The sequence below is a fragment of the Nostoc sp. DedQUE08 genome, from assembly GCF_034530895.1.
GTDB lineage: Bacteria > Cyanobacteriota > Cyanobacteriia > Cyanobacteriales > Nostocaceae > Nostoc.
Map to the genome: position 1 here is coordinate 20,806 of NZ_JAVRCD010000039.1, position 23,211 is coordinate 44,016.

Consider the following 23,211-nt stretch of genomic DNA (forward strand, 5'->3'; position numbering starts at 1 on the left):
CCAATGACTACTGACTAATGACTACTGACTTTTGACTATCCCACTATTTTTGCAGGCACAACACTTACTAGAGCGCCTGGTTTACCAGGAATGGCTCCTTTAATTAGCAATAAGTTGCGTTCTGGGTCAACTCGCACTATGGTCAGTTTGCGGATTGTAATACGTTTTCCACCTAAACGACCTGCCATCCGCTTACCTGGATAGACACGACCGGGTGTTGTACCAGCACCAATAGAACCGGGTGCTCTGTGGTTTTTGGAACCGTGTGACATTGGCCCGCGACCAAAGTTGTTGCGCTTCTGGTTTCCCGCAAAACCGCGACCGATGCTTGTACCGACGACATCGACAATTTGACCAGCGCTAAAAATATCTGCTTTAATCTCTTGACCTAAAGCATAATCACTAGAGCTATCGGTGTGATATTCATTTAAGTGACGCAATGCTGGGGCAGATGATTTAGCCAAATGTCCCAATAATGGTCTATTTAGTGCCTTGGGTTTGACTTCGCCATAACCAACTTGAATGGCAAAGTAACCATCGGTTTCTTTCGTTTTAACTTGTGTAACGGTGCATGGCCCTGCTTGAATGACAGTTACAGGAATAGACACTCCTGCTTCGTCAAATATTTGGGTCATGCCCAGCTTGGTGCCGAGAATACCTACAGACACAGTAACTGGTTCTCCTTCTACTTGCTGACCTTGGAATTGGACTCTAGAGGACACGCTTTGTACGCATCAGTTTAGGCTGGGTTAGCCTGCGAAATTTGGAATGGCTTTAGTAAACCGCTCCAAATGCTTTTGGACACAACAAACCGTGTCCTTACTGCTTGGTAAATCTGTTTAGCTTCACTCATTAGATCGCTAGAACAGCCACAAGTCTCTTCTCGTTGGGAAGGAGTAACTTCTGGAATCAATGCAAGGCGCTACAGCTTTAAGCTGTGTGCAGCAATGCTTTTGTCCAAGCAATTGCTCTGGCACTTTCTGGAGGCAGCGCTGTCGGCAGGTTTTCCGATTTGTACACGCCTGATATAGCGGCTTCTTGGAGATTGGCTACTTGCCGTGTTGCAGTTGGACTTAAGCGGTTACTACCGCCCAGTATCCGTTAACTGAGACTGACGTAATGCCATGAAACCAACATTGCTGCTCAGTCTTTACTTCCTTAAACACTTTAAACTATTGTTTAAGCTTTTGCCTGCTTTTTTAGAGGCACAGGAGTAAACGTACCTTGGAGCTTAGGATTAACTTTAGTTATTTTTCCATAAGCTCTAATATTGACCTGAAAGCTTTCTTAGTTTACCAGTCTACGATCGCTCTGAGCTAGATTATCCAATTTGGATTTAAGTCATCAGCTTTTGATGCTAACACTACCTCAGAATGACAGTAAAAAGTTAACCTGATTTGCGTTTTTGGTCACAATCTAATAATATAAATTATTTATTTATGTTTGTCCAGTAATTTATAGAGCTATTTTTAGGGAGTAGGAAAGAAGCAAGGGAGCAGGGCGCAGGGGGCAAGGGGGAGAAATCAATTCAAAATTCAAACATTTTAGAACTCTGCCTCCTGCCTTCTGCATCCTCTTTCCCCTCTGCTCCCAGCTAAGAGCCCCTCTGCCTCTTCTCAATACCGAAAAAAAATGCTTTTAATCTATCGGTTCAGGGTAAATAATAGAAATATCTAAGTGGGATAAGACGAAAATCTATGGCACTAATTACCACTGGCAACGGTTTAATCCGCGATCTGGAAAAGTTTGGCGCTCTGGGAGTGTATGTACCTCTAGAAGGAGGTTATGAAGGTCGATATCAGCGCCGACTACGGGCAGCTGGCTATACTACCCTCCACATTACTGCTAAAGGACTGGGTGATTTAGCTGCGTATCTCACAAGAATTCATGGAGTCAGACCTCCTCATCTTGGAAAAAAAAGCACTGGTAGCGGTGCCGCAGTAGGTCATGTGTACTATTTACCCCCAATTCTCAATTCTCATCTAGAACAGCTACCACCAAAGTCTAAGGGGCTGGTCTTGTGGATTATTGAAGGGCATATTCTTTCTAATGAGGAACTTGAGTATTTGACGAATTTGCCTCAACTAGAACCACGAGTGAGAGTAATCATTGAGAGGGGTGGCGATCGCGCTTTCCGTTGGACTTCTCTAGAAAAAACTCTGTTAGCTAGCTAACACTTACAAAAGTGAGGAGTGAAAACTGCAAAAGTGAGGAGTGAAAAGTGAGGAGTTAAAAATTTAAAACTTCTAACTCCTAACTCCTAACTCCTAACTCCTAACTCATAACTCATAACTCTTTTAGCATTTCAATAATGCTGAATCGAAAACCGCAAGATGCAAATAACCGCCGTGAAGCCTCGTTAGCAATTGCTGTATCTAGCCGAATTTGCTTGACGCCCATCTGATGAAAGCGTTCAATACTTAGCATCACCATCTGCCGCGCAATTCCGTTTTGGCGATATTCCGGCTCGACCCAGATATCATGAATAAAAGCAAATTCCTGTAACCGATAAATTGGTATTTCTCGCTCAACTGTTGCTACCAGAAACCCTACAATTTGCCCTTCATTTTCGGATACTAGAAATATACTGCGTCCATCGCCGCTATTTGCCAAACGCGTCAACCATTGCTCATAACGCTGTTCTGGATGCGGTAGAAAACCATATTTGGCGGAATCCCAAGACTCATGCAAAGCACAAATTTTGGCAACCATTGGTAAAACTGTGGGTACGTCAGTTATTGTGGCGGGGCGGATCGGCATAAGCTTTCAAGCACAAAAGGCACAAACAAGAAAGAATGCCTTTCAGTGAGGTATTAGTTTTTATTCACTTACTCAGTCAAGATTATCGTTTTGTTGAGCCTGAGCGTCATAAACTTTGGAAAACTTTGTTTTTAGGATGGGAGAAGGGCTGGGCATGGTTTGAACAAGGGCGATGTCTATGTGGCTGTCTGAAATGGTTATAAGGTTGAGAAACTATGGCAAACAGTTCTCTATTTATAACCACCCCAGAAACAAACAACGATCGCGATCGCCAGTAAAATCGGTATTGCGCTATGTGCAACTTAAATGCTCATTAGCTGATAAGTTTTTTCGTAACTCCACGCAATCGGATTAACACTGGCTTTGCCCAATTTCCACCAAGCAAATCGTGCAGCAGAATATAAAAACAAGGGATGATAAATAGTGTCAGCATCGTTGCGATCGCCATCCCAAAGAAAACTACAATTCCTAAAGGCTGCAAAAATTCAGAACCTTCACCAATGCCTAATGCCAAAGGAAACAGTCCCAAGATAGTAGTGACTGTAGTCATGATAATTGGGCGCAAACGTTGAGGAGCAGCTTTCACGATCGCAATTTGGCGAGTACAACCAACTTCTTCTCGAATTTGATTCGCCAGTTCCACCATCAGAATCCCTGCATTCACCACAATTCCCACCAGCAGGACGACACCAACAATTACAGTTGCGCCAATTGCAGTTTGGGTAATGTAAAGTCCAAAAATTCCCCCAGCTAACGCTAGTGGTACGGTGAACATAATTACCAATGGGTCAATTAACGAATTATATTGCACCGCCATGACTACAAAGATTAAGAACGTTGCCAACGCCCCCAAAGTTTTTAAAGCATTCTGAAGTTGCTGATTAGTTTCTTGGGCAGAACTAGGCACAATTGAAACACCATCAGGTAAGTCTACATCTTTAAGTACCTGATTGACTTCTGCGATCGCTTCACCAAGACTTGCTCCCTCGCTGAGATTTCCGGCGACAATAAAAGCTTGGCGCTGATTAATCCGTTGCACTTCACCAGGCGCTTGACCTTCTTGAATGTTCGCAACATCAAAAAGGCGGATTAGTTGATTGTTTTCTGTAAATAGCGGTAATTGCTCTAGCTGGGAAGGACGCCCAATTGCTTCCTTATTTAGCTGCACCCGCACATCAACTAAACGATTACCGCGTTGAATTTGCGTAGGAACTGAACCTTCAATTGCTGTTTGAACTGTTGCACCAATTTGCTCGGCGCTCAACCCTAAAGCTGAAACCCTTTCCCAGTCGGGGCGAATTTGGATTTCCGGTTGTCGGGGGTCGGCATCTGGGCGGAATGTCGCTAATTTTGCCCTTTCCTGCAATGCTTGCAGCACTTGTGCGCCTGCTTGCGTTAAGTTTTCTTCATTCTCACCTTGCAGAATCACGTCAACCTCTGACCCTTGCACTGGAGAATTACTCAAAATTAAACCCCGCACCTGACCAGGATTGAGGCGCAGCAAAATTCCTGCTAAGTTGAGTTTGTTAAATTCCTGAGTTACTTTTTTGACGAAAGCTTCTACATCTGTGCCTGGTTTTAGATTGATCGTACTGCTGGCACGTAAGGGATTTTCTGTAGTACTGCTGCCAAATAAATTACCACCCACAGTTGTGAAAGCAGACTCTGTTTCTGGTTGTTTGAGCAAAATGTCATCGACAATTTGCATAACTTTTTCAGAAGTTGCTAAAGGTGTAGCGGGAGGAAACTGCGCTCTCAAGGTAGCTTGTCCGGTACTGATGCGGGGTAAAATTTCTTGGGGAATTTGACCAAACATGAAGAAGCTACTGCCGCCTAAAATTACCAAAGCAGCAGTTACTACGAGGAGCCGATAGCGTAAAACCTTGGTTAAGAAGTTACTGTATCCCCGCGTCGCATCTTCAAATCGGTGATTAAACTGTCTAAGCAGCCAAAATTCACTAATCCGACTAGACCAGCGGATTCCCAAAAGTCGAGAAGACAGCATCGGCACTACTGTAATCGCAACCACAAGAGATGCTGCGACTGCGAAGCTAATTGTCAGAATCAGTTCATTAAATAGCAGTGCAATAAAGCCGCCAATTAAGAGGAATGGCACTACAGAAACTAAGTTGGCACCCGTAGCAGCAACTAAAGCAGATTCTACTTCTTGGGAAGCAGTAGTCGCACTGTCTATAAAGAATTTGGAATTTCTCCCGTTCTCCTCTGCTCCTCTGCTCCTCTGCTCCCCTGCCTCCATCTCTCTTTGATTGGGAGTCATCCCTGTTTTTTCGGAGATGTTCTCCAAAATCACAACCGATGTATCAATTGCTTGACCGACTCCTAGTGTTAGACCTGCCAAACTAAAAACATTCAAAGTCAGGCCAAAGATTTTCATTAAAGCGATCGCTGCTAGAGTACACAGCGGAATCGTCAAACTGATAATAAATGTTTGCCTGAACGATCCCAAAAATAACAATACTGCTGCTGCTGCTAGCAATGCCCCCGAAATCCCCGAAAAGATCACATCATTTAAAGAATTGCGGATGAAGACAGATTCATCTGTGGTGGGACTCAAAGTCATGTCTGCTGGAATTAAACCTGATTGCCGTAATTGTTCGATTCGCCGCTTAACAGCATCTACAACTGCGATCGTGTTGGCCTCTGGCTGCTTTTGGACTGAAAATTTCACCGCAGGCTGACGATTCAGATAAACAAATACTCGCTGTTCTTCTGTATCATCAATTACCTCTGCAAAGTCTCGCAAGTAGACGCGGCGGGAAGGTGTAGGGGAAGTAGTGGAAGCAGGGGAGGTAGGGGAGGCAGAAGAAGCAGGGGAGGCAGGGGAGGAAACTTCTAAGGAAAGGTTTTCAATTTCCTTAGCATTTTGAAAGCGTCCGACAGTCCGAGTCAATGGCTCGGAATTTTGCCCCAGAATCCGACCTCCAGAAGTGTCTTGGTTACGGGCTGTTAATTCGTTTAAGACATCATTTAACCCGACACCCAAAGCTTGCAATCGGTTTAAGTCAACAAGCACTCGTACTTCTTCTTCTGCACCGCCGGATACATCGACTGAGGCGACTCCTGGTACTACACTGAGTTCACGCGTTAACTCTTCATCAGCAAATACGCGTAAATCTTTCCCTGGTAACGAGGCAGATGTCAGCGCCAATTCATAAACCGGCAATTGAGAAGGATCGACTTTGAATAAGCGCGGCTCCTCTATCGTATCTGGTAGTTGTCCTCGATTTCGGTTAAAAGCAGCAGTTGCATCGTTTAGGGCTTGGTCAATATCGCCCCCTGGTTGGAAGTATAAATCGAGGCTGACTTGTCCTTCACGGGTGCGGGAAAAAACTTGCACTACATTCTCAGTTGCCCTTAAAGCTTCTTCTAAGGGTCTGGTGATTTCATCTACTGCTACTTCTGGTGAAATACCAGGAGCTTCTAGCCGCACCCCAATTCGTGGATAGGTAATTGACGGTAGGAGATCGACTTGGATCGTTGTGAGAAAAAATACCCCAATGACAATTACTGCCACGGTGAGCATGAGTGTGCCAATGTGTTGGCGGATAGCGATCGCACTAAGGCTAAATCCGCCATTGCCATTATTATTATTTGCCTGCTGCATGATCCTAAGTGATAAGTGATAAGTGCTGACTACTGAGTACTTTTTTCTTTGGGATGGTGGTTATTGCTCACCCTACTATTGCTTTTCTGAAAGAATTGAAAGACTCACAGTGTCACCTTCTTTTAACGGCTTACCACTACGAACAACATAGCGTTCTCCTGCTTGTAAGCCGGATAAAATTTCCACTTTGCCATCAGCTTTTTGTCCTAAGGTGACAGCACGCGTCGCTACTTTCGTCTTACCATTTGTGTCTTTCACTACAAATAGTGTTGCCGATGAGTTTTCTTGCTCTTTCTGTGCTGCCTTTGCTGCCCCTGCTTGTTTTTGAATAGCTGTTTGCGGCACTACTACCCGCTGTTGAGTCTGGTTTTGAAAGTTGACTCGCGCCAGTAGTCCGCTACCAATCTTACCTTGAGTGTTGGGAATCACTACTTCTATAGGTATCAAGCGAGCTGTGGCATCGGCAGCAGGGGAAATGCGCGTAACTCTGCCAATTAATACTTCTTTGGGGAAGGCATCTAAACGGACTTGTACAGATTGCCCAACCTGAATTTGTGCTAGTTCTAATTCCGAAACTTGGACGACGACTTTGACACGGCTAAAGTCTCCAATTTTCAAGACTTCGTTGCCTGCTTGCAGCAGGTTGCCTGGTTCTGTCACCTTTTCTGTGACTACGCCAGCGATTGGAGATACCAGCCGAGCATAAGACCTGCGTTCTTTGGTTTGGGCAACCAATGCCTGTTGAGCAAGTACTCTACCTTGGGCAGCTGCAACGGCTTGCTGTTCTGTCCGTACTTGTTCTTGGGCTGCCCGGAGTGCTTGGGCGGCTGTTTTTGCCTGGGTACGCGCCTGTTGCGCAGTTTGTTCCGCGATCGCTCCAGCCTTAAACAACCTTTGCTGCCGCTCTGAATCTGCTTGAGCTTGTACTACTTCTAGGCGCGCCCGTTCAACGTCTGCACGAGCATTGCTTACCTGATTGGTTGCCCTGGCTACTTCTGATTTAAGGGCTGCTAGCTCTGCTTCTGCTTGCTTTAATTCGGTCGAAAGTATGGCATCATCTAACCGCCCGACGTTTTGCCCAAGCTTGACTGCATCGCCGACATCAAGGTTCAAAGCCAACAACCGAGCTTCTACTTGCGATCGCAGTGACACAATTCGGAAGGGTGTTGTATTACCTGTGTATTCTGGTTGTGTTTGCAACGTATCAGTTCGAGCGATCGCCGCATCTACAGCCGTTGCACCGCCACGTTGTCCGCTACCAGGACTCTGAGATTGTGCGTCAGCCGCTTCTTCCTTGGGTAGCGCTCCACAATTCGCTGTCAGCAGTCCTATGCCTAACAGACAGGGAATCAATAATTTGGATGCTAAAGGGGAAGACACCTTTGTGTCAAAACTATTTTTTACATCTGCAACAGCCACATCAGTCTTCATAACTGAATTTAACTTGGTATTAATTACCTGGTTAGCGGCTGCCAAAGGTGAGATTTTCGCCTGCTTGTGCGGCTTATTTCTGTCCAAAATCATTTATTTTTCTCGTATTTGGTGAGCTTTTTGGGTTAAACAGCCATGCATTACCAAGTAATTTTGAGACATTATGAATAGTGAAAAGCGGCGAGAGTCAATTGGCTATGTTCTTGCAGAATTTTGTATCAAAAATTACTTTTTATTTGAAAAAATTTCTCACCACTTTAACTCATTAAATTGAGTCGCCCGCTTTTTAGCTGACGATGCAATTCTTAACTCAGTATAAATATTTTTAAATTTCTTGCAATCTGCCCTTAGTAGAAGACTTGTATTTACTGAAGATACGGAACTTTCACACCCCTACTTCTAATCGTGGCAGTATTAAGTAACTAGACTTAGGCTGACATAACTAGATTTAATGTAGCAATTTCGTGGGTGCGGTTCACTTAGCCTCACCCGTTTTTAGACTAGCCAGCATCTAGCTATTAACCGCTTATATAACTTTTTATAACAGTTTTTCAAACTTTTACCCAGAAAGTTGGTTGCTATGTCATCATGGCAAGTGAAATGAGAATTAATTCGGCGACAGTGTTTGTTTTTAGTATTGACAGGCTTTTTCCTTTTGGTATTACAGACTTCTCTCCGAAATCTAAATCTCTACAAACTTATGATTTTGGAGACATTTGATGTCAATTTACGTTGGTAACCTCTCCTATGATGTTACACAAGATGCGCTGAGTGCTGTATTTGCAGAATATGGTGCTGTAAAGCGCGTTCAACTACCCACTGACCGTGAAACAGGTCGTTTACGCGGCTTTGCTTTTGTGGAAATGAGTTCAGAAGATGAAGAAGCGAAAGCTATTGAAGCTCTTGATGGTGCTGAATGGCTTGGTCGCGACCTCAAAGTAAATAAAGCCAAGCCCAAAGAAGACAGAAGTGGTGGTTCCTTTGGGAACCGTGGTGGCGGCGGTTACAACCGTAGCAACAACCGCTACTAAGGTTAATTGAATTTAGAAAAGGCTCAGGCAGAAATGCTTGAGCCTTTTTTATGCAAAACTTTGACTCTAAATAATTTTGGCCAGTTACTCATCATACTGCACTGATGATTCTCTAACTAAAGTGTCTTGATGAAAGATCATTTTCCATCGATCGTTGTTTAATTTCCAGATGGAACTTCGCAACGAATGAACAGGTTGTTTCCCAGATATATGTCTGACTATACGATAAGTTACTAAAACAACCCCTGTGACTAAAACTAATGTTTTGAATTCTGTTATCAATCTTTGAGTCAGAGGTTGGATGGATTCATTCTGCAAGCTCTCGATAATTTGCTGTTTATTAAAAACACGCCCTGAGCTTCCGAATTCAATGAACTCGTCAGCAAGTAAATCCATGATATCTGTCGCTGACTTTCGGACATCGGGTTGAAGCAAACGCTCCTCCAACTCACGAAAAAGTGATTCTTCTAAATAATCTGCTTTCATATATGTTTTGAAGACTAAATTGAATGGTAGCAGATAGGATTAGACGATCGCACCCTTGAGCAAGTTAATAAAAAAACCCGCTGTTGGTAGGGATTCCAGCGGGGTTAAATAATACAGTTATCTTTTCAGAGAAACCAACACTAAACTTGATTACAGAACTACTAGAAAGTTTTACGACTAATAGTAACTATTTATAAGTGTTTATGAACTAGTTTTTTAGCATGATGTCTGTGATGTTTAGTGTGATGAACTTTAGCAGATTTTACGCTAGGATGATGGATAGTTTTAGCTTGAGCTTGAGATGCAAAAGCGGTTACAGGTGCAGCAAAAATTAGAGCCAAAAGTAAAGCTTTAGCGAACTTATTCACTTGAAAAATCCTCATTAGGTAATCAACAATTTAACTATCCAATAGAGGTATGTCATAAGTTTGTAATTGAGATGAACCTTTCATGTCTATTTTTATATTCGTCAAATGTAGGATTTACTCGGTTAAAGCAAGAGACGCGATGAATCGCCGTCTCTACAATCTAGAATTTTCGTCAAAAAAGCTTAATTGAATCCTATGGGCTGACATGGAATACTTAGCTAAAAAATACTTGTTGGTATTTCAATCTTAAATGTAACAATCTGGACATCATCCAAATAGCTGTAATTTAGCTATGATACTTGGGTTAATTTTGATTAAGAAATGGTAATAGACATCAATTCTTCTGATATTTCAAAGTTAGCTGTGACATTTTGCACGTCATCTAAGCCTTCTAGAGTATCAATTAACTTGAAAAGCGATCGCGCCCGATCGGGATCGGTAACTTCTACACTATTACTAGGAATCCAGCGCAATTCGGCATCAATTACCTTAAAACCTTGATTTTTTAGCGTCTGACTAAGGGTTTCTAAATTTCCAATATCAGTAAAAATCTCAGCCATCTCATCTTCAGTCATCTCATAAGACTGGGCACCGCCTTCGAGTGATGCTTCTAAAAGCTGTTCTTCGTCAATTACACCCTGCACAACACAAACGCCTTTTTGTTCAAACATCCAGCTAACGCAACCTGTTTCACCAAGATTGCCACCATTTTTACTAAAAGCTACACGCAAGTCAGCAGCAGTGCGATTGCGATTATCTGTGAGGGCTTCGATTAAAATCGCTACACCACCGGGGCCATAACCTTCGTAGCGAATCGCTTCAAAAGTAGCACTATCGCCGCCAAAAGTGCCTGCACCTTTAGCGATCGCTCGTTCAATATTATCATTGGGAATACTCGCAGCCTTAGCCTTGTCAACTGCTGTTCGCAGTTGAAAATTCAGCGCCGGATCTGGGACGCCGCTTCTAGCCGCAACGATAATCGCCCTGGATAACTGAGTGAAGGTTTTTCCCTTTTTTGCATCTACTAACGCTTTCTGGCGCTTAATATTTGCCCATTTACTATGTCCTGCCATAATTTGAGACGATCGTAACTCTATTCAAGATTAGGATATACCTAGCTTTTATCTGAATGCAAAGGTGCATTTGGTAAAAGTTCGCTAAGATGCAGCACTAAGATTTGATTTTCAAGTGAGATGAAAAATGTGTAGTTCAATAGACCTGCCTTAAAAATAGGGACTGGGGACTGGGGACTGGGGACTGGGAACTGGGAATTGGGGAAGAGATATTTTTATTGTTCCTTGTGAGTTCCACTCATGGAGTCTCTTGCAAAAAAGACTGTTGCAAGAGTTGGGAAAAGGAAAAAGGTTAAAGGGGAAGAGGACAGCACAAAACCTTTACCCTTTCCCCCTTCTCCTTTTCCCGACAAATGCCAAGAAGTCTAATTACTTCGCATCTCGTTTAGATCGCAAAAGGTTCCAGTTCCGTGTCATGCCACTCTTGTTCAAACCGTTCAGTAATCAACGGTCTAATGATAAACTTGGGCGGGCTACCATCTTGAACATCAATCCGCACACATGAATAAGGCAGTCGGTTCTGGAAATTGTAATTATGACGGCCCACAAATAACGTTGAATCAGCAACTTTCCGAGTGGGTTTACCTGAAATCTCAGCAAAAGTTTCCATTAATTCAGTCCCTTCTCGCCGTTGATAGCGGGGACGATGACCGCTCCCACCAGAGATAATACAGTTAATATGCGAGTCTGCAAATCCGGTATCAGTTGTGCAAAGATGCTCCAAACAGTGAGCGTGACCGTTTAAAATCAAATCGACTATGGGACGTTCTTTAATTAGAGTACCAAGAGTTTCTGCTACTTGTTCAAACACCCAGCGCAAACGATGACGAACCGCCAAGGTTTGTGCCTGATTCCACTTGGTAGCTTCTGTGACGTAGGGAGGATGGTGGAAAAAGATTACACGTCCGCGCACTTCGGAGGTGTTCCAAGATTCGATTAGTCTGCTTCGCAACCATTCAAGTTGTTCAAAATCGATCGCAGGCATTTGATGAGATGCTAGTTGTTTTTCAATGTCGATTTTGATTTCGTTTATTTGGTCTAATTTGGCACTGAGGTCATCCAGTTGTTCCGCTTCGGTGGGTTTATCTGGGTTGAGGCGATTATATATTCCCAAAATCTCCAATTCTTCTCGATCTATTTCCTGGCGACGCTTTTGTAATTCCCGACGGTAAATTTCTCCCTCTTGAGTTGCAGGTAATGGTGATGGTGTATTAAAGGTATTAGAATCCAGTGCAAAAAAGTCAATCCCGCCGTAACGAAAGGTGTAATAGCGATTGGGTAAACGGGTAAACTGTCCAGGTTCATAACGCAAACAGCGCCCTGTGTCGGTCTTTGCGGTGTAGTGCCGATCTAAATGACGTTCTAACTCTGGTGGAGACATCGCCTGAGTGTAGTCCATAAATGCTCGTGCATAAGCATTACCTTGATACGATCCATGCCAGCCAATCTCGATATCTTTGTAGCGGAACAGACGACGCAGTGACGATGTTGTGCCAGTAAATAAACGGTACATCAAAGGCACATCGTAGTAATCATGATTACCAAGTACTGGCAAGAACGGCAGGTTAAACACCATACGGTCATAAGGAACGCCTTTCGGGTTGCCACCACCAACAAGAAATTCCCGATAAGGCTCAATAAAGTTTGTTGAATAATATTCTTGGGAACCCACCACATAGATGACATCGCCAGTATGCAACACAAAGCTGCAATCATCGCGGTGAGTTAGCATCAGTTCGGCAACTTTTCGTTGGGGGTGGTGTCGAGAATGAGATTTAGTACCAGAATCGCCGATAACCATAAAGGAAAATTCTGGATTATCCTGCCTGCGATCGTCAATAACTAGACTGGTTTGGTCAATTCCCCGTTGCACAAAACTTGGATGCATCCACCGCACCCGTTCCTTCATCTTTTGAATTTTTACAGGAATGGGTGGATCGGAAATCAATTTCATGGCTAATAACTCTTGAATGCCTAACGCACACGCCGATTGTAACGAAATATTTAATTGTCATTAGTCATTTGTCATTTGTCATTTGTGAATAACCAATGCCCTTAATGAGTGCTGAGTCTTGAGTGCTGTTAGCAGATAGCTATGGTTTAGCGCTTGCTGAGTGGGAATCTCACTTTTTTTACTCGCAACTTGGAACTGTTTTGCCCAATGCCAATGCCCAATGCCCCATGCCCAATCTTTAAGGTAAATTTTCTCGCAATAATGCTCGAAAGCCTGCTTGTTGAAAATGCTCATCGGCAGTTAGTGCTTCAGTGATGCCGCTATATTGCATAACAATAAAAGATACGCAATCGACAAATCCCCATTCTTTCTCTGTTTGTTCGCGATATAGCTGGAAAGCGCGTTCGTAGAGTTCTTGAGAAAGGGGGACAATTTCTACTTTGGAGTCTGCTACTAGAGAATTTAATAATATGATTGCCGCCTGACGATAAGGTTGTTGGGATAAGGCATTGCCAATTTCTAACATTACCGCCTGTGTTGTCACCAAACGAGTTTCTGCTGCTTGTAACATTTTAGCCAGATGTAAGGCTCGGTCATGCAAGCGATCGCTCGGTGCAGATAAGGCAATGGCAAATGATGTATCAAGAAAGACTTCAGAATGCATGAAAAGTTTATTTACTGTACAAATATTTATCTATATTGGCAGACCAATCAGGCGGCCCTTCAAGGTTGAGCGATCGCGCCGTTTGCAAAAATGATACCGTTTCCTGTTCGCTGGGCGGTAAAATTTCAATACTGATTCGCACGTGGGTATTGATTGGCAGTGCGACCGGTTCAGCTGGATAGAACACTTTGCCATTAAATACAGCTGTGATTTTTTCTACCATTTTCCTTAGAAAGTTCTTCTAGTCTATCCTAAGCTGGTTATGGTAATACTGGTAGAGTAAACGACCCTATAAGTAGTGAAGATACGTATACTTGTTTTACAAATTATCTCGATTTTTCAAAAATTGCCTAAACCACCAACTGAATTACACCCCACTGTCCATTTGTCAACCAAGAAGAGTCAGATTTTGCTACTTTCTCAATAACTTCTGGCTTTAAACCAACTGCTACTTCTGATTTTAGGGTGCGTAGAGCTACCATTGGCACGGGTAGGTAGCAGACTATATCTGCAATATCAGTGGTAAATTCCCAATGGCGATCGCCTAATAATCGGCGATAATTGGCATCTCCTTTGACTATAACCAAACTCGCATTGGCTAACTCATTTTTGAGGGAGTTGGGTATTTCCCAAAAGGCTAAAGGCGATGTCCAAAAGTAATCTTCAGATAGTACTAAACGCCCTGATGCAATATTGTCTCGGAGTCTTTGGCTAAAGAATATAAGTTGTTGATTTCCAGTAGCGGCTAAAAAACTTATTGTGTCATGTACATCCTTAATCATGGCATCAGATACAAAAGTCGGATGTGGCTTTAAGTGTAGGTAAATCCGATTAGCCAATCTGCTATTTAATAAAAAATCTACTAAACATAAATCACAAACGAGTTCAAAGCCAGCATTATCTACAACAAAATCAATCCGTCCCCCTTGAGAGTTGATTAATAATTCCGTGACTTGGGAGGCATCATTTACTAAAATGTGAGCTAGTTGGGTTTGAATATCAAAACGACTGCGATCGCTCTCGGATGCTGACCATAAACTCAAGTCAACTCGATTTCCCCACAAAGCAAAATATAACAGCGCTATTAAAGCTGTTTGATTGGATTCTCCCTTCAGTTGAGAATTATTTAACCAATTGTTAGACCGATCGCACAATAGAATAATCGAATCCAAAGATGCTTCTAAACTTTGAGACTTTTGTAACTCAAATGGATCGACACCTTGCCAGACACCAGAGCGAAAATAATTAGTAATTTCTAGAATCAACCGAAAAAAATAAGTTTCAGCAAAAAACCAAGGAACATCTAGCCAACGCTGACCTTTATATAATTCTAAATATGTATTCCAGGCTGAAAAATCTACAGCAGTCTTATCAAAAAGAGGTTGCACATATCCTGCGGGCAATTCTTTTGCCAGATTTTCTAAGCTGGTATTAGTTGCAGACGAGAAATTATTTTCAGCAATAACTTTGCGAGCGATCGCAGGCATTCGTTGAGTAACTGTAAACTCAGTAAAAGAACCAACTTCTGACCCCAAAAGAGACGGTGGTATGGGTAATTTGGGCATGTGGAATATATTCGCCACAAACTTTGATTTTCCTAATCTTTTCAGTTATTCTAACTCCGGATGCGACTTTCTTTCAAATCTAATCAACTCAAAAGTGGCATAAATCGCCGTCAAGACAAAGACTGATTATTGTCTTGACGGCGATTTATCGCGTCTAAAATTATAGTGAGATGCAAAGATTGATTCCAGCACCCCTAAATTGTCTATTGTGAATCATTAGTATCGCCAAATGATTTCATCTGTAACTCGACTGCGTTGACGTAACCTCGATCGTTCAAAACTTCCGCTGGTAACTTATTAGCCCTGATAGCAGCTTGAACCACATCTTTTGCAGTCAAGTATCCGGTTTGGTATCTGAATAACAAAGTGCCCCCACTGGGAATACCCTGCTCTCTTAAATAACCTTGATAAGCGAGAAAGGCAATATTGAAGGGTTGCAGATATTTAGCATCTGTAGGGTTTTTACGTAAAGTATTAGAGTTGACATCTGTATTTATTTGTTCACCGCCATTGTTAGTATTAACTGTTTGAGCGCCAGCAATTCCAGGTATAAAAGCGATAGAAGTAATGATCAGTGCAGAATTGAGCAAAGTTGTGAATTTCATGATTTTATTTTTAGTAGAGATTAATTAGTGTTTTCAATGAAAAAAGTCTTATTTCTTATGATTTTGAAGCTTTTATAATTAACCCATCATACTTGTTGATTTATTACTCACATATTTAAGTAAAATAATTTTCTAAGAATTTTAAAAAATCATTAAGAGAAGTATTACAAGTTAAAAATGGAGTATTTTGGGAACAAAACTGTAATTAATCAAACAATCGAAGCTACATCTCAAAAGCACAGAAGTAACTTAGCTCATTTAAAATTCCCAAAACCCATCATGTAATAGGCAATAGAAGCAGTATCAAAAGGTTTGAGATAATTGACATTTGTGGAATAGCTAAGAGAAATTTCAGAGTTGGCGGCTGTGTTTATTGATGGGCTATTGTGATTCTTGGCTCGATGAAAGCAAGTAATTTTAGGCATAGAATTAATCCAAGCAATAATATGTGCAGATTTTAGCAATTTTGTGAATTTCATAGAGTTATTCTCAATTAGAACCAAGTGTAATTGCAATCAGTATTTTCTAGTAATAGAGTCCACTGTTTTATTAATCTCAATCTTTTAGGTTCAGTTCATCTGATGGGTTAATTTGTTAATTACCCAAACGGATTAGTCAAATTCACCCAACTTGGATAAATTTAACATTCGAGAAAGTTTAGTGAGAACTGAAAAGAACCAAATATATGCTAAATAAAATCCTTAACTGACAAGTATTTATAGAATATGCGTTAGCGTAGTTTGCACTTCGACAAATCGCTTACTCACATATCTATAGATTTTTTAATTGATGCTATCAACCGAAGTCTAATTTTGTTTTGGCTAATAAACTTTCCATACCAATATGCTAGAAAATCTTGATGATGGAAGCAAATGCTTTTAATTCTCAATTTGATAAATAAAAGTGATTGCAATTAATTTCTAGAGGAAAATCCTGTAACTCATTGCCTATTCGTGACTTCTGAACTATTTTGTCAGCGTCACAGGTTCCATAAATTCACTACAAATAAGCTGATAGTGTAAAAATGTTATATGTATCGTTTATTTACAAAGTCATTTATGCCGAAAGCAATTTGGAATGGAGCTACTTTAGCCGAGAGTGATAATACTGTAGTTGTGGAAGGCAACCATTATTTTCCTGTTGACGCCATTAACAAGCAGTACTTTACTGAAAGCAACACCCACACTACTTGTGCTTGGAAAGGTGTTGCCAGTTACTACAGTATCGAAGTTGATGGGCAAGTCAACAAAGATGCTGCTTGGTATTATCCCAGCGCTAAGGAGAAGGCTAAGAATATTGAAGGTCATGTCGCCTTCTGGAAGGGTGTAAAAGTCGAGGCTTAATAAAGGTTCCTGGAAGTATTTTAGTTTCAGGGACATTAATATTACGTCTGGCTAATTGCCCATAAAATACTTAGCCCGCGCAGAGAGAAGTCTAAGCGGGCTTCGTATTTAAACTATTTGCAAATTTATTTTAATACGTAATTATACCTTCGCCTTGCGAAATGCTGCTTGCTTTGTCTTCGCCAGCCAAGCTAGACTACCAGCAAGTATAGTACCAGCGATCGCACTTGGTTCGGATACTGGTTTCGATATAGTAGCACCAGGATTCAATATCAAAGTATCAGAGTTGATAGTTATGTTGCCTGCTGCTCCTGAATTATGGCTACCACTGTTAATTTGCCCAGAATTGCCGTTGACTGTGCTGATAGGAATCGTTACCTGACTACCACTTATTACGACAACGTTATCGGTTGTAACAGTTAAACTACCTGCTGCTTCTGAATTATTGCTACTAGCCTTAATTCGCAGGCTACGAGTAGAGACAGTAAAAGTGCCGCTAGAACTAGTTAAATTGCCGCCGAAGGTGATGCTATCAAGAGCTGTTACATTACTATCATCGATTCCCGTTAGTCCACCATCGATCGCCAAATTCTCGCTGTTGATAGTGCTATTGATAAGTGTTAGGTTACTATCTATATTCACATTGTCGCTGCTAATGGTGCTATTGCTAAACGTTAGATTACTAGAATTATAAGCGTTGATATTACCAGCGATCGCAAGCCCAGAAAGTGTAACATTCGCGGCGTTAATGTCAAACACGGGTAAGTGATTATTGCTACTAATGGTAAGTAAGTTAGCACCTGGGCCATTAATAGTGAGATTTTTGGCAATCGCAAGTGCCCCACTTGTCAGGGTAATTGTACTAGGATTACTGCCTAATAAAAACTCTACCACGTCATTGTTACTTGCAATGTCGATCGTATCTCGCAACGAGCCAACGCCACTATCATTGAGATTATTAACCACCAAGGTAGCAGCTTGTGCTGATTCCACTTGCATTATCACCAAACTCAGAGCAACGGCTGTAGAAATAGCTTGAGCAATAGCCTTTTTTTTATTGTTTTTTGTCACCGAAAACCCCTTAGATTAATTTTTCAAAATTCAAAAACTCTGAAATATTAGTCTTACATCTTATAATTGAATACTAATCATCTTTATGAATTAATTTTTGTTGGTTTTAGCCATGCAAAAACCTGCGTAACTGTTAAATTAAGTTGTAAAAATTCAGGTACAGGCAATACTTCGTCTCCAGTCATCTCTATAGGTTGCTGTCCTGGCAAAAATACTAATACTAAGCGTTCATCTGGATCGATCAACCACCCTAATCGAGTGCCATGTTTTAGACAGTGAAGAATATTTATAATTACCTTGGTTGTATTCTGTTCTGGTGAAAGAATTTCAATTGTCCAATCAGGATAAATTCCAAAGGTATTTTCAATTTCTCCATTAACATCAAAGGGAATCCGTTCCCAAGCAAATACACTCACGTCTGGGACAATCGAACGTCCGCCAAACGTACAGCGTAATTCTAGAAAAGCCAAGGCAATTTCTTGTTCTTCAGCAATTTGGTTAATTGCATTACAAAGTTTTAGTTGTAGCCGGGAATGTTTGCCTTGTGGCATTGGTTTCTGGTAGATACGATGACTGTCTATAAATTCACTAGGAGGCTTGGTTTCTGGCAGTTTGAGGAACTCTGCTAAGGAGATTGATTTGTGCAGCGTGGGTGTCATAGCTATGCAAATGCCATATTTTATTGGAATCTTAGCATTTTCTATCTTGGTATTTTAGGGAGCGAGTCTATTCTCCTTGATGTTGCTGCTGCAACATTGCTTAAATTATAGTGTAGAGGATTTTCTTTAAGCTTTGCATGGCACGAATAGCAAAATTATGATGATGCCAAGCTTTAATATTGTACGCAGAATTTAGTTCTTTCTAAACTATATTAATCTTTCTTGAAGGAATAATTTTATGGATTCGGTCATTTTTGATAAAATTCATGGTGTAATTTTTGGTCAAGCAATAGGAGATGCCCTGGGTTTTGGAACAGAATGGATACCAAAGTCTCAAGTTCGCAAAGAGTATCCAGATGGATTGAGTAGCTATAGTCAAATTGTTCGCTATCGCAATGTAAGTGGTTGGACACCTGGAGATTGGACAGATGATACTGACCAGATGTTGTGCATCCTCGATAGTTTGCTGGAAAAACAGCGAGTTGACATACTCGATATTGCTGCACGCTTTCATCATTGGGCAGTTACAGATGGCATGGGTATGGGTCAAACTGTGTATTCTGTGGTGTATTCTCCTGATTTTTTGCAAAATCCGCTTGCTACTGCTAAACAGGTTTGGGAAGCATCTGGACAGAAGGCTGCTGCTAACGGTGGTGTGATGAGAACTTCTGTATTAGGTATTTGGGAATATTCCTTTCCTGAAAAAGTTAAACGCAATGCTGAGGAGGTTTGTAAAATTACGCACTACGATTCGCGTTGTGTTGGTTCATGCGTGGCGGTAAGTCTTGCAATCAGCGCTTTATTACGCCAAGAGAGTGATATTAATTCTTTAATAGAATCAATAGCGATCGCTGTACAAGACTACCATCCCTCTATTCAAGAGTATTTTGACAAAGCTGCAACTTTATCCTTAGAAGCACTAGATTTAGATGAAGGTTTAAATCCAGGAGAAAAAGGTGGAACTGGGTACACCCTTAAAACAATGGGGGCTGGATTTTGGGCACTTCAACACGCACAATCTTATGAAGATGGAATTTTACAAATTATTCATGAAGCAGGCGATGCTGACACGAATGCTGCCGTAGCAGGAGCATTGTTAGGAGCGCGTTTTGGATACCAAAACATTCCCCAACAGTGGATAGAAGAATTGGTGTACAAACAAGAATTGGATAACAGAGTTGAGAGGCTGATAAATCTAGTTAAAGGATAGTTGTAGTTTGGGTTGAACGAACGCGAACAGCGTCCCCTAAAGAAGTCAAACCCAACAAATCAGCGTATTGATCCCTAAGGCAGTAGAAGTTAAAATCAATGGTGCGTTAACCTTTGGCATAACGCACCTAAGAAAATATCTAAAACCTAATTATGAATTAACAATTTTTAATTAGAAGCTGCCTGTTCTGCAACCGAATGAATTATTTCCTCCAGCGTTTGCAATAACTCTTGCTCGTTATAAGGTTTAGAAAAGTAAGCCCGCGCCCCCAATTGTATAGCTAGTTGCCGATGTTTATTGCTGCTACGAGAAGTCAGCATTGCCACTGGAATATTTTTTGTATCCACGTCTGAATTTACCTTACCTAAAAAGCCATAACCATCAAGGCGAGGCATTTCAATATCGCAAATTACTGCCTCCACTTTTAATCCACTATGGAGTTTTTCTAAGGCATCTTGACCATCTTTAGCTTGTTCTACTTGATACCCTCCTTTTTCAAGAGTCAGAGCTAAAAAGCGGCGTACATTAATCGAATCATCTACGATTAAAATTGTACCTTTCTGCTTAATAGATGCTGCTGATATTTTCTCTTCATCAAATATCAGGAACGGTGTTTTTAACCTTGCTGATGGTAATTGAGTTCCTCTCGGTGTCTTTTTATTTGTAGCAATCCAATACAGCAACTCATTAACATTAACTAATGGTACTACTCGACCATCACCGAGAATTGTACAATTGCTGAAGCCTTCAGGTAAGGGTATATTTCCTTCAACTTGGCGAATTGCAACTTCTTGTTCGCCCCAGCAACGATCTATTTGGATTGCGACTGGCTGATTATTACCTTTGACTACTAACACACTGTTAGTACTAATGGCTGCCGGAATTTCTAACTCTGCGCTATCGTAGCGTAGGCAATTAAACTCTAAATAACGAGTTAAGCGAATCAGTGGCAGCATGGTTCCTTGCCAATTTAAAACTTCGCTACCAGCCATTTCAAAAACTCGCTCATCTTGGAGTAAAGATATTTCTGAAATCACATCTGTGGGAAATGCTAATAGAATTTTGTTGATTTCTACCAGCAAAACTCGCGCAACGGAAAGTGTAAACGGTACTGATAAAGTGAAGGTAGTACCAACTCCTGGTTCTGTATCAACTTTCACATCTCCTCGAATTAGTTTGAGGTTGTTGCGAACCACATCCATACCGACACCGCGGCCAGATAATGCTGTAACTTGCTCGGAGGTGGTAAAACCTGGTTCAAAAATTAGTGATAATAGTTCTTCATCACTAGCATTAGCGAGTAAAGAAGCATCCAATCCCATAGTTAGGGCGCGGGTGCGAATTTTCTCCAGAGAAATGCCCCAACCATCATCACGGATAGTAATGATGGTGCGATTACTGCGGTGAGTAGCTGTAATTTCAATTAATCCTTGTTCTGGTTTTCCTAAAAGGCGACGCGTGGCAGAGTCTTCGATACCATGATCGAAAGCGTTCCTTAATAGGTGCATTAAAGGTTCGTTTAAAGCTTCTAAAATGCTGCGTTCAATTAAAGTGTTGCCACCTTCGATTTTTAACTGAACATTTTTGCCATACTCGACATTTAAATCGCGTAAAGCTCTCGGAAAACGTTCGATTAAATCAGACAGCGGTCGCATTCGGATGTGATTTAGTTTTGTTTGTAACTGTTTCGATGTTTTGTTTAGTTTACGAGCAATATGGTCTGTATCATCTACACTGAGTTGCACATCTGTTGTGACTTCCTGTACCTGAACAATGGTTTCCATAACTTCCTGCGATCGCAGGTTTAATTCGTTATAGCGATCCATTTCTAAAGCATCAAATTCTGTGTTCGTACCTTCTAATTGGTGGCTATTTTCAGCTTGTATCTGCGCCCCATTAAACATGGTAGCTTGAGTGGAAATCTTATCGGAGACTATGCGTAATTCCTGGTTTTCGCGGTCGAGAATTTGAACTCGCTGGTTGAGGTTCCGAACGAGTTTGCGTAATCTTTCTAGTTGTGAGTTTAAGCCATTTCGTTGAACAATCAGTTCGCCAAATAAATCATTAATTTGCTCTAACTGTTTGCTAGGAACTCGGACGCTATTTTCATGAGTTTCTCGTTCTTTAGCAACGGCAACTGGCTCTCCTTTACCTTCGCTAAATTTGCCATCTGGGGGATTCTCTTCTTTAGCAAATATTGTATTGTGTTCAGGTACATTGACAGCATTTACATCATCAGCAAATTCTGCATCTACAAATGTAAAATTGGCTGCGATCGCTTCATCTTTCACCCAAGTTTCTGGAGTTATCTCTGCTTGCCAAACAGCTGTTGACGCTACTTCTGTGTCGATGACATCTGTGGGGAGAAGCTGTGGTATCACTTCTGCTGGTAATAGTGGCTGGGATTGCAAACTACTCAAGTCAATAGCTGTAGGTAAGTTATCTAGCTGATTTGTCAGCACCAAAGCTTGCGATCGCCGCCATGCTTGCAATGCTAACTGGGCAACTTCGGGAATGCGTTCTCTATTAACAGTTTCCAAATGCTGCGTTACCGACTCACAAAGCTTGCTAAAAGCTTGCAACTGAAGCATTTCTCCCAAACCGCCTAATTCAGCTGCCAGGATCGCAATATTTTCATGCAATCCGGCTTGTTCGCTATCTGCCAATATAGATTCTAGACGTTGCAAACACTCTTCTACTTCTGTGGCAAATAGCAAAGGAATAACGTCTTGCCCGTCCTCTGGGGATAGCATAGTTGAGGCATCTTCTGGGGTGGGGTCGCCCAAGCGATCGTGCAACTCATCGAAGATGGGATAACAAAAAGTTGCTAACCACTGATCTTCGACAACATTCCCTTCTGCAAGCAATTCTACAATTTGACGCAGCCAGTCAACTCCAGATAGCAATAAACTTTGCAACTGAGTATCGATTTCTAAAGAATTTTTTTTAGTTTTTAAAACTTTAAAAGAATCTTCCAGACGGTGAGATAAATCACTTAGCGATTTAAATCCCATCATTCCCGCACCACCTTTAATAGAATGAGTGGCCCGGAGTGCAGCATTGATTTTATCCAAATCGATGCGGTTACTAGTATCGATTTCCAGCAATACCCCTTCTAAGGTATTTAAGTAATCTGTTGCTTCTTCTAGAAACTGCATCTGGATTTCTAGTTCTTTGTCTTGTAGCATGGTTTTTGTCCTTAGTCATTGGTCATTGGTCATTAGTCATTGGTCATTAGTCATTGGTCATTGGTCATTGGTCATTAGTCATTAGTCATTAGTCATTGGTAAAATGACAAAGGACAAATGACAACGGACAAATAACAAAAGTTATTAGTCATTAGTCATTGGTAAAAGGACAAAGGAC

General features: G+C 41.5%; 21 protein-coding genes. 5 read left to right on the forward strand and 16 right to left on the reverse strand.

The annotated features are described in order from the left end of the window. Positions 1–35 precede the first annotated feature (35 nt). Positions 36–668, reverse strand: coding sequence for a 50S ribosomal protein L3 (gene rplC / locus RMY64_RS23460; RefSeq protein WP_289799260.1), 633 nt, complete (start codon positions 666–668; stop codon positions 36–38). 269 nt (positions 669–937) lie between these two features. On the opposite strand from rplC, the gene RMY64_RS23465 reads away from it, so the two are divergent. Beyond that, positions 938–1,105, forward strand: coding sequence for a hypothetical protein (locus RMY64_RS23465; RefSeq protein WP_322701269.1), 168 nt, complete (start codon positions 938–940; stop codon positions 1,103–1,105). A gap of 592 nt (positions 1,106–1,697) precedes the next feature. After that, complete coding sequence (locus RMY64_RS23470; RefSeq protein WP_322672223.1) at positions 1,698–2,174, forward strand: NAD(P)H-quinone oxidoreductase subunit N; 477 nt, start codon at positions 1,698–1,700, stop codon at positions 2,172–2,174. 112 nt (positions 2,175–2,286) lie between these two features. On the opposite strand, the gene RMY64_RS23475 is transcribed toward RMY64_RS23470, so the two are convergent. From RMY64_RS23475 to RMY64_RS23485, 3 genes are all read right to left on the reverse strand, one after another. After that, on the reverse strand, positions 2,287–2,760 hold the full coding sequence (locus RMY64_RS23475) for a GNAT family N-acetyltransferase (protein ID WP_322701270.1): 474 nt from the start codon (positions 2,758–2,760) through the stop codon (positions 2,287–2,289). 313 nt (positions 2,761–3,073) lie between these two features. Continuing rightward, positions 3,074–6,385, reverse strand: coding sequence for an efflux RND transporter permease subunit (locus RMY64_RS23480; RefSeq protein ID WP_322701271.1), 3,312 nt, complete (start codon positions 6,383–6,385; stop codon positions 3,074–3,076). A gap of 75 nt (positions 6,386–6,460) precedes the next feature. Continuing rightward, positions 6,461–7,909 (reverse strand): efflux RND transporter periplasmic adaptor subunit, encoded by a 1,449-nt coding sequence (locus RMY64_RS23485; protein WP_322701272.1) that lies wholly within the window; start codon positions 7,907–7,909, stop codon positions 6,461–6,463. Positions 7,910–8,535: 626 nt separating this feature from the next. Here RMY64_RS23485 and RMY64_RS23490 point away from each other — a divergent pair. Next, on the forward strand, positions 8,536–8,847 hold the full coding sequence (locus tag RMY64_RS23490; protein WP_322672219.1) for an RNA-binding protein: 312 nt from the start codon (positions 8,536–8,538) through the stop codon (positions 8,845–8,847). Positions 8,848–8,931: 84 nt separating this feature from the next. Here the strand turns inward: RMY64_RS23490 and RMY64_RS23495 are convergent, their stop codons facing one another. The 9 genes from RMY64_RS23495 to RMY64_RS23535 form a co-directional block, all read right to left on the reverse strand. Continuing rightward, complete coding sequence (locus RMY64_RS23495) at positions 8,932–9,333, reverse strand: DUF4440 domain-containing protein (protein WP_322701273.1); 402 nt, start codon at positions 9,331–9,333, stop codon at positions 8,932–8,934. Positions 9,334–9,524: 191 nt separating this feature from the next. Further along, positions 9,525–9,701, reverse strand: coding sequence for a hypothetical protein (locus RMY64_RS23500; protein WP_322701274.1), 177 nt, complete (start codon positions 9,699–9,701; stop codon positions 9,525–9,527). Between the two features lie 314 nt (positions 9,702–10,015). Next, on the reverse strand, positions 10,016–10,774 hold the full coding sequence (locus RMY64_RS23505; RefSeq protein ID WP_322701275.1) for a YebC/PmpR family DNA-binding transcriptional regulator: 759 nt from the start codon (positions 10,772–10,774) through the stop codon (positions 10,016–10,018). Between the two features lie 385 nt (positions 10,775–11,159). Beyond that, positions 11,160–12,728 (reverse strand): metallophosphoesterase, encoded by a 1,569-nt coding sequence (locus tag RMY64_RS23510; RefSeq protein WP_322672215.1) that lies wholly within the window; start codon positions 12,726–12,728, stop codon positions 11,160–11,162. Positions 12,729–12,966: 238 nt separating this feature from the next. Beyond that, a complete protein-coding gene (locus tag RMY64_RS23515; RefSeq protein WP_322672214.1) occupies positions 12,967–13,392 on the reverse strand; it encodes a type II toxin-antitoxin system VapC family toxin in 426 nt (141 codons plus the stop codon). 7 nt (positions 13,393–13,399) lie between these two features. Then, on the reverse strand, positions 13,400–13,615 hold the full coding sequence (locus RMY64_RS23520; protein WP_322672213.1) for a hypothetical protein: 216 nt from the start codon (positions 13,613–13,615) through the stop codon (positions 13,400–13,402). A 127-nt stretch (positions 13,616–13,742) separates the two neighbouring features. After that, positions 13,743–14,957, reverse strand: coding sequence for a damage-control phosphatase ARMT1 family protein (locus RMY64_RS23525; RefSeq protein ID WP_322701292.1), 1,215 nt, complete (start codon positions 14,955–14,957; stop codon positions 13,743–13,745). 203 nt (positions 14,958–15,160) lie between these two features. Next, positions 15,161–15,562, reverse strand: a complete 402-nt coding sequence (locus RMY64_RS23530) for a hypothetical protein (RefSeq protein WP_322672212.1) — start codon at positions 15,560–15,562, stop codon at positions 15,161–15,163. Positions 15,563–15,816: 254 nt separating this feature from the next. Then, entirely contained in the window at positions 15,817–16,041 is a 225-nt protein-coding gene (locus RMY64_RS23535) for a hypothetical protein (protein ID WP_322672211.1), read from the reverse strand. 579 nt (positions 16,042–16,620) lie between these two features. On the opposite strand from RMY64_RS23535, the gene RMY64_RS23540 reads away from it, so the two are divergent. Next, complete coding sequence (locus RMY64_RS23540) at positions 16,621–16,905, forward strand: DUF427 domain-containing protein (protein ID WP_322672210.1); 285 nt, start codon at positions 16,621–16,623, stop codon at positions 16,903–16,905. Between the two features lie 141 nt (positions 16,906–17,046). On the opposite strand, the gene RMY64_RS23545 is transcribed toward RMY64_RS23540, so the two are convergent. Both RMY64_RS23545 and RMY64_RS23550 read right to left on the reverse strand, forming a co-directional pair. Beyond that, positions 17,047–17,976: a hypothetical protein gene (locus tag RMY64_RS23545; RefSeq protein WP_322701276.1), complete on the reverse strand. Its 930-nt coding sequence runs from the start codon at positions 17,974–17,976 to the stop codon at positions 17,047–17,049. A gap of 83 nt (positions 17,977–18,059) precedes the next feature. Further along, a complete protein-coding gene (locus RMY64_RS23550; protein ID WP_322672208.1) occupies positions 18,060–18,635 on the reverse strand; it encodes a Uma2 family endonuclease in 576 nt (191 codons plus the stop codon). A gap of 238 nt (positions 18,636–18,873) precedes the next feature. Here RMY64_RS23550 and RMY64_RS23555 point away from each other — a divergent pair, with 238 nt between their 5' ends. Beyond that, complete coding sequence (locus tag RMY64_RS23555) at positions 18,874–19,845, forward strand: ADP-ribosylglycohydrolase family protein (RefSeq protein ID WP_322672207.1); 972 nt, start codon at positions 18,874–18,876, stop codon at positions 19,843–19,845. A gap of 167 nt (positions 19,846–20,012) precedes the next feature. On the opposite strand, the gene RMY64_RS23560 is transcribed toward RMY64_RS23555, so the two are convergent. Further along, positions 20,013–23,033, reverse strand: coding sequence for a hybrid sensor histidine kinase/response regulator (locus RMY64_RS23560; protein WP_322701277.1), 3,021 nt, complete (start codon positions 23,031–23,033; stop codon positions 20,013–20,015). Positions 23,034–23,211 lie beyond the last annotated feature (178 nt).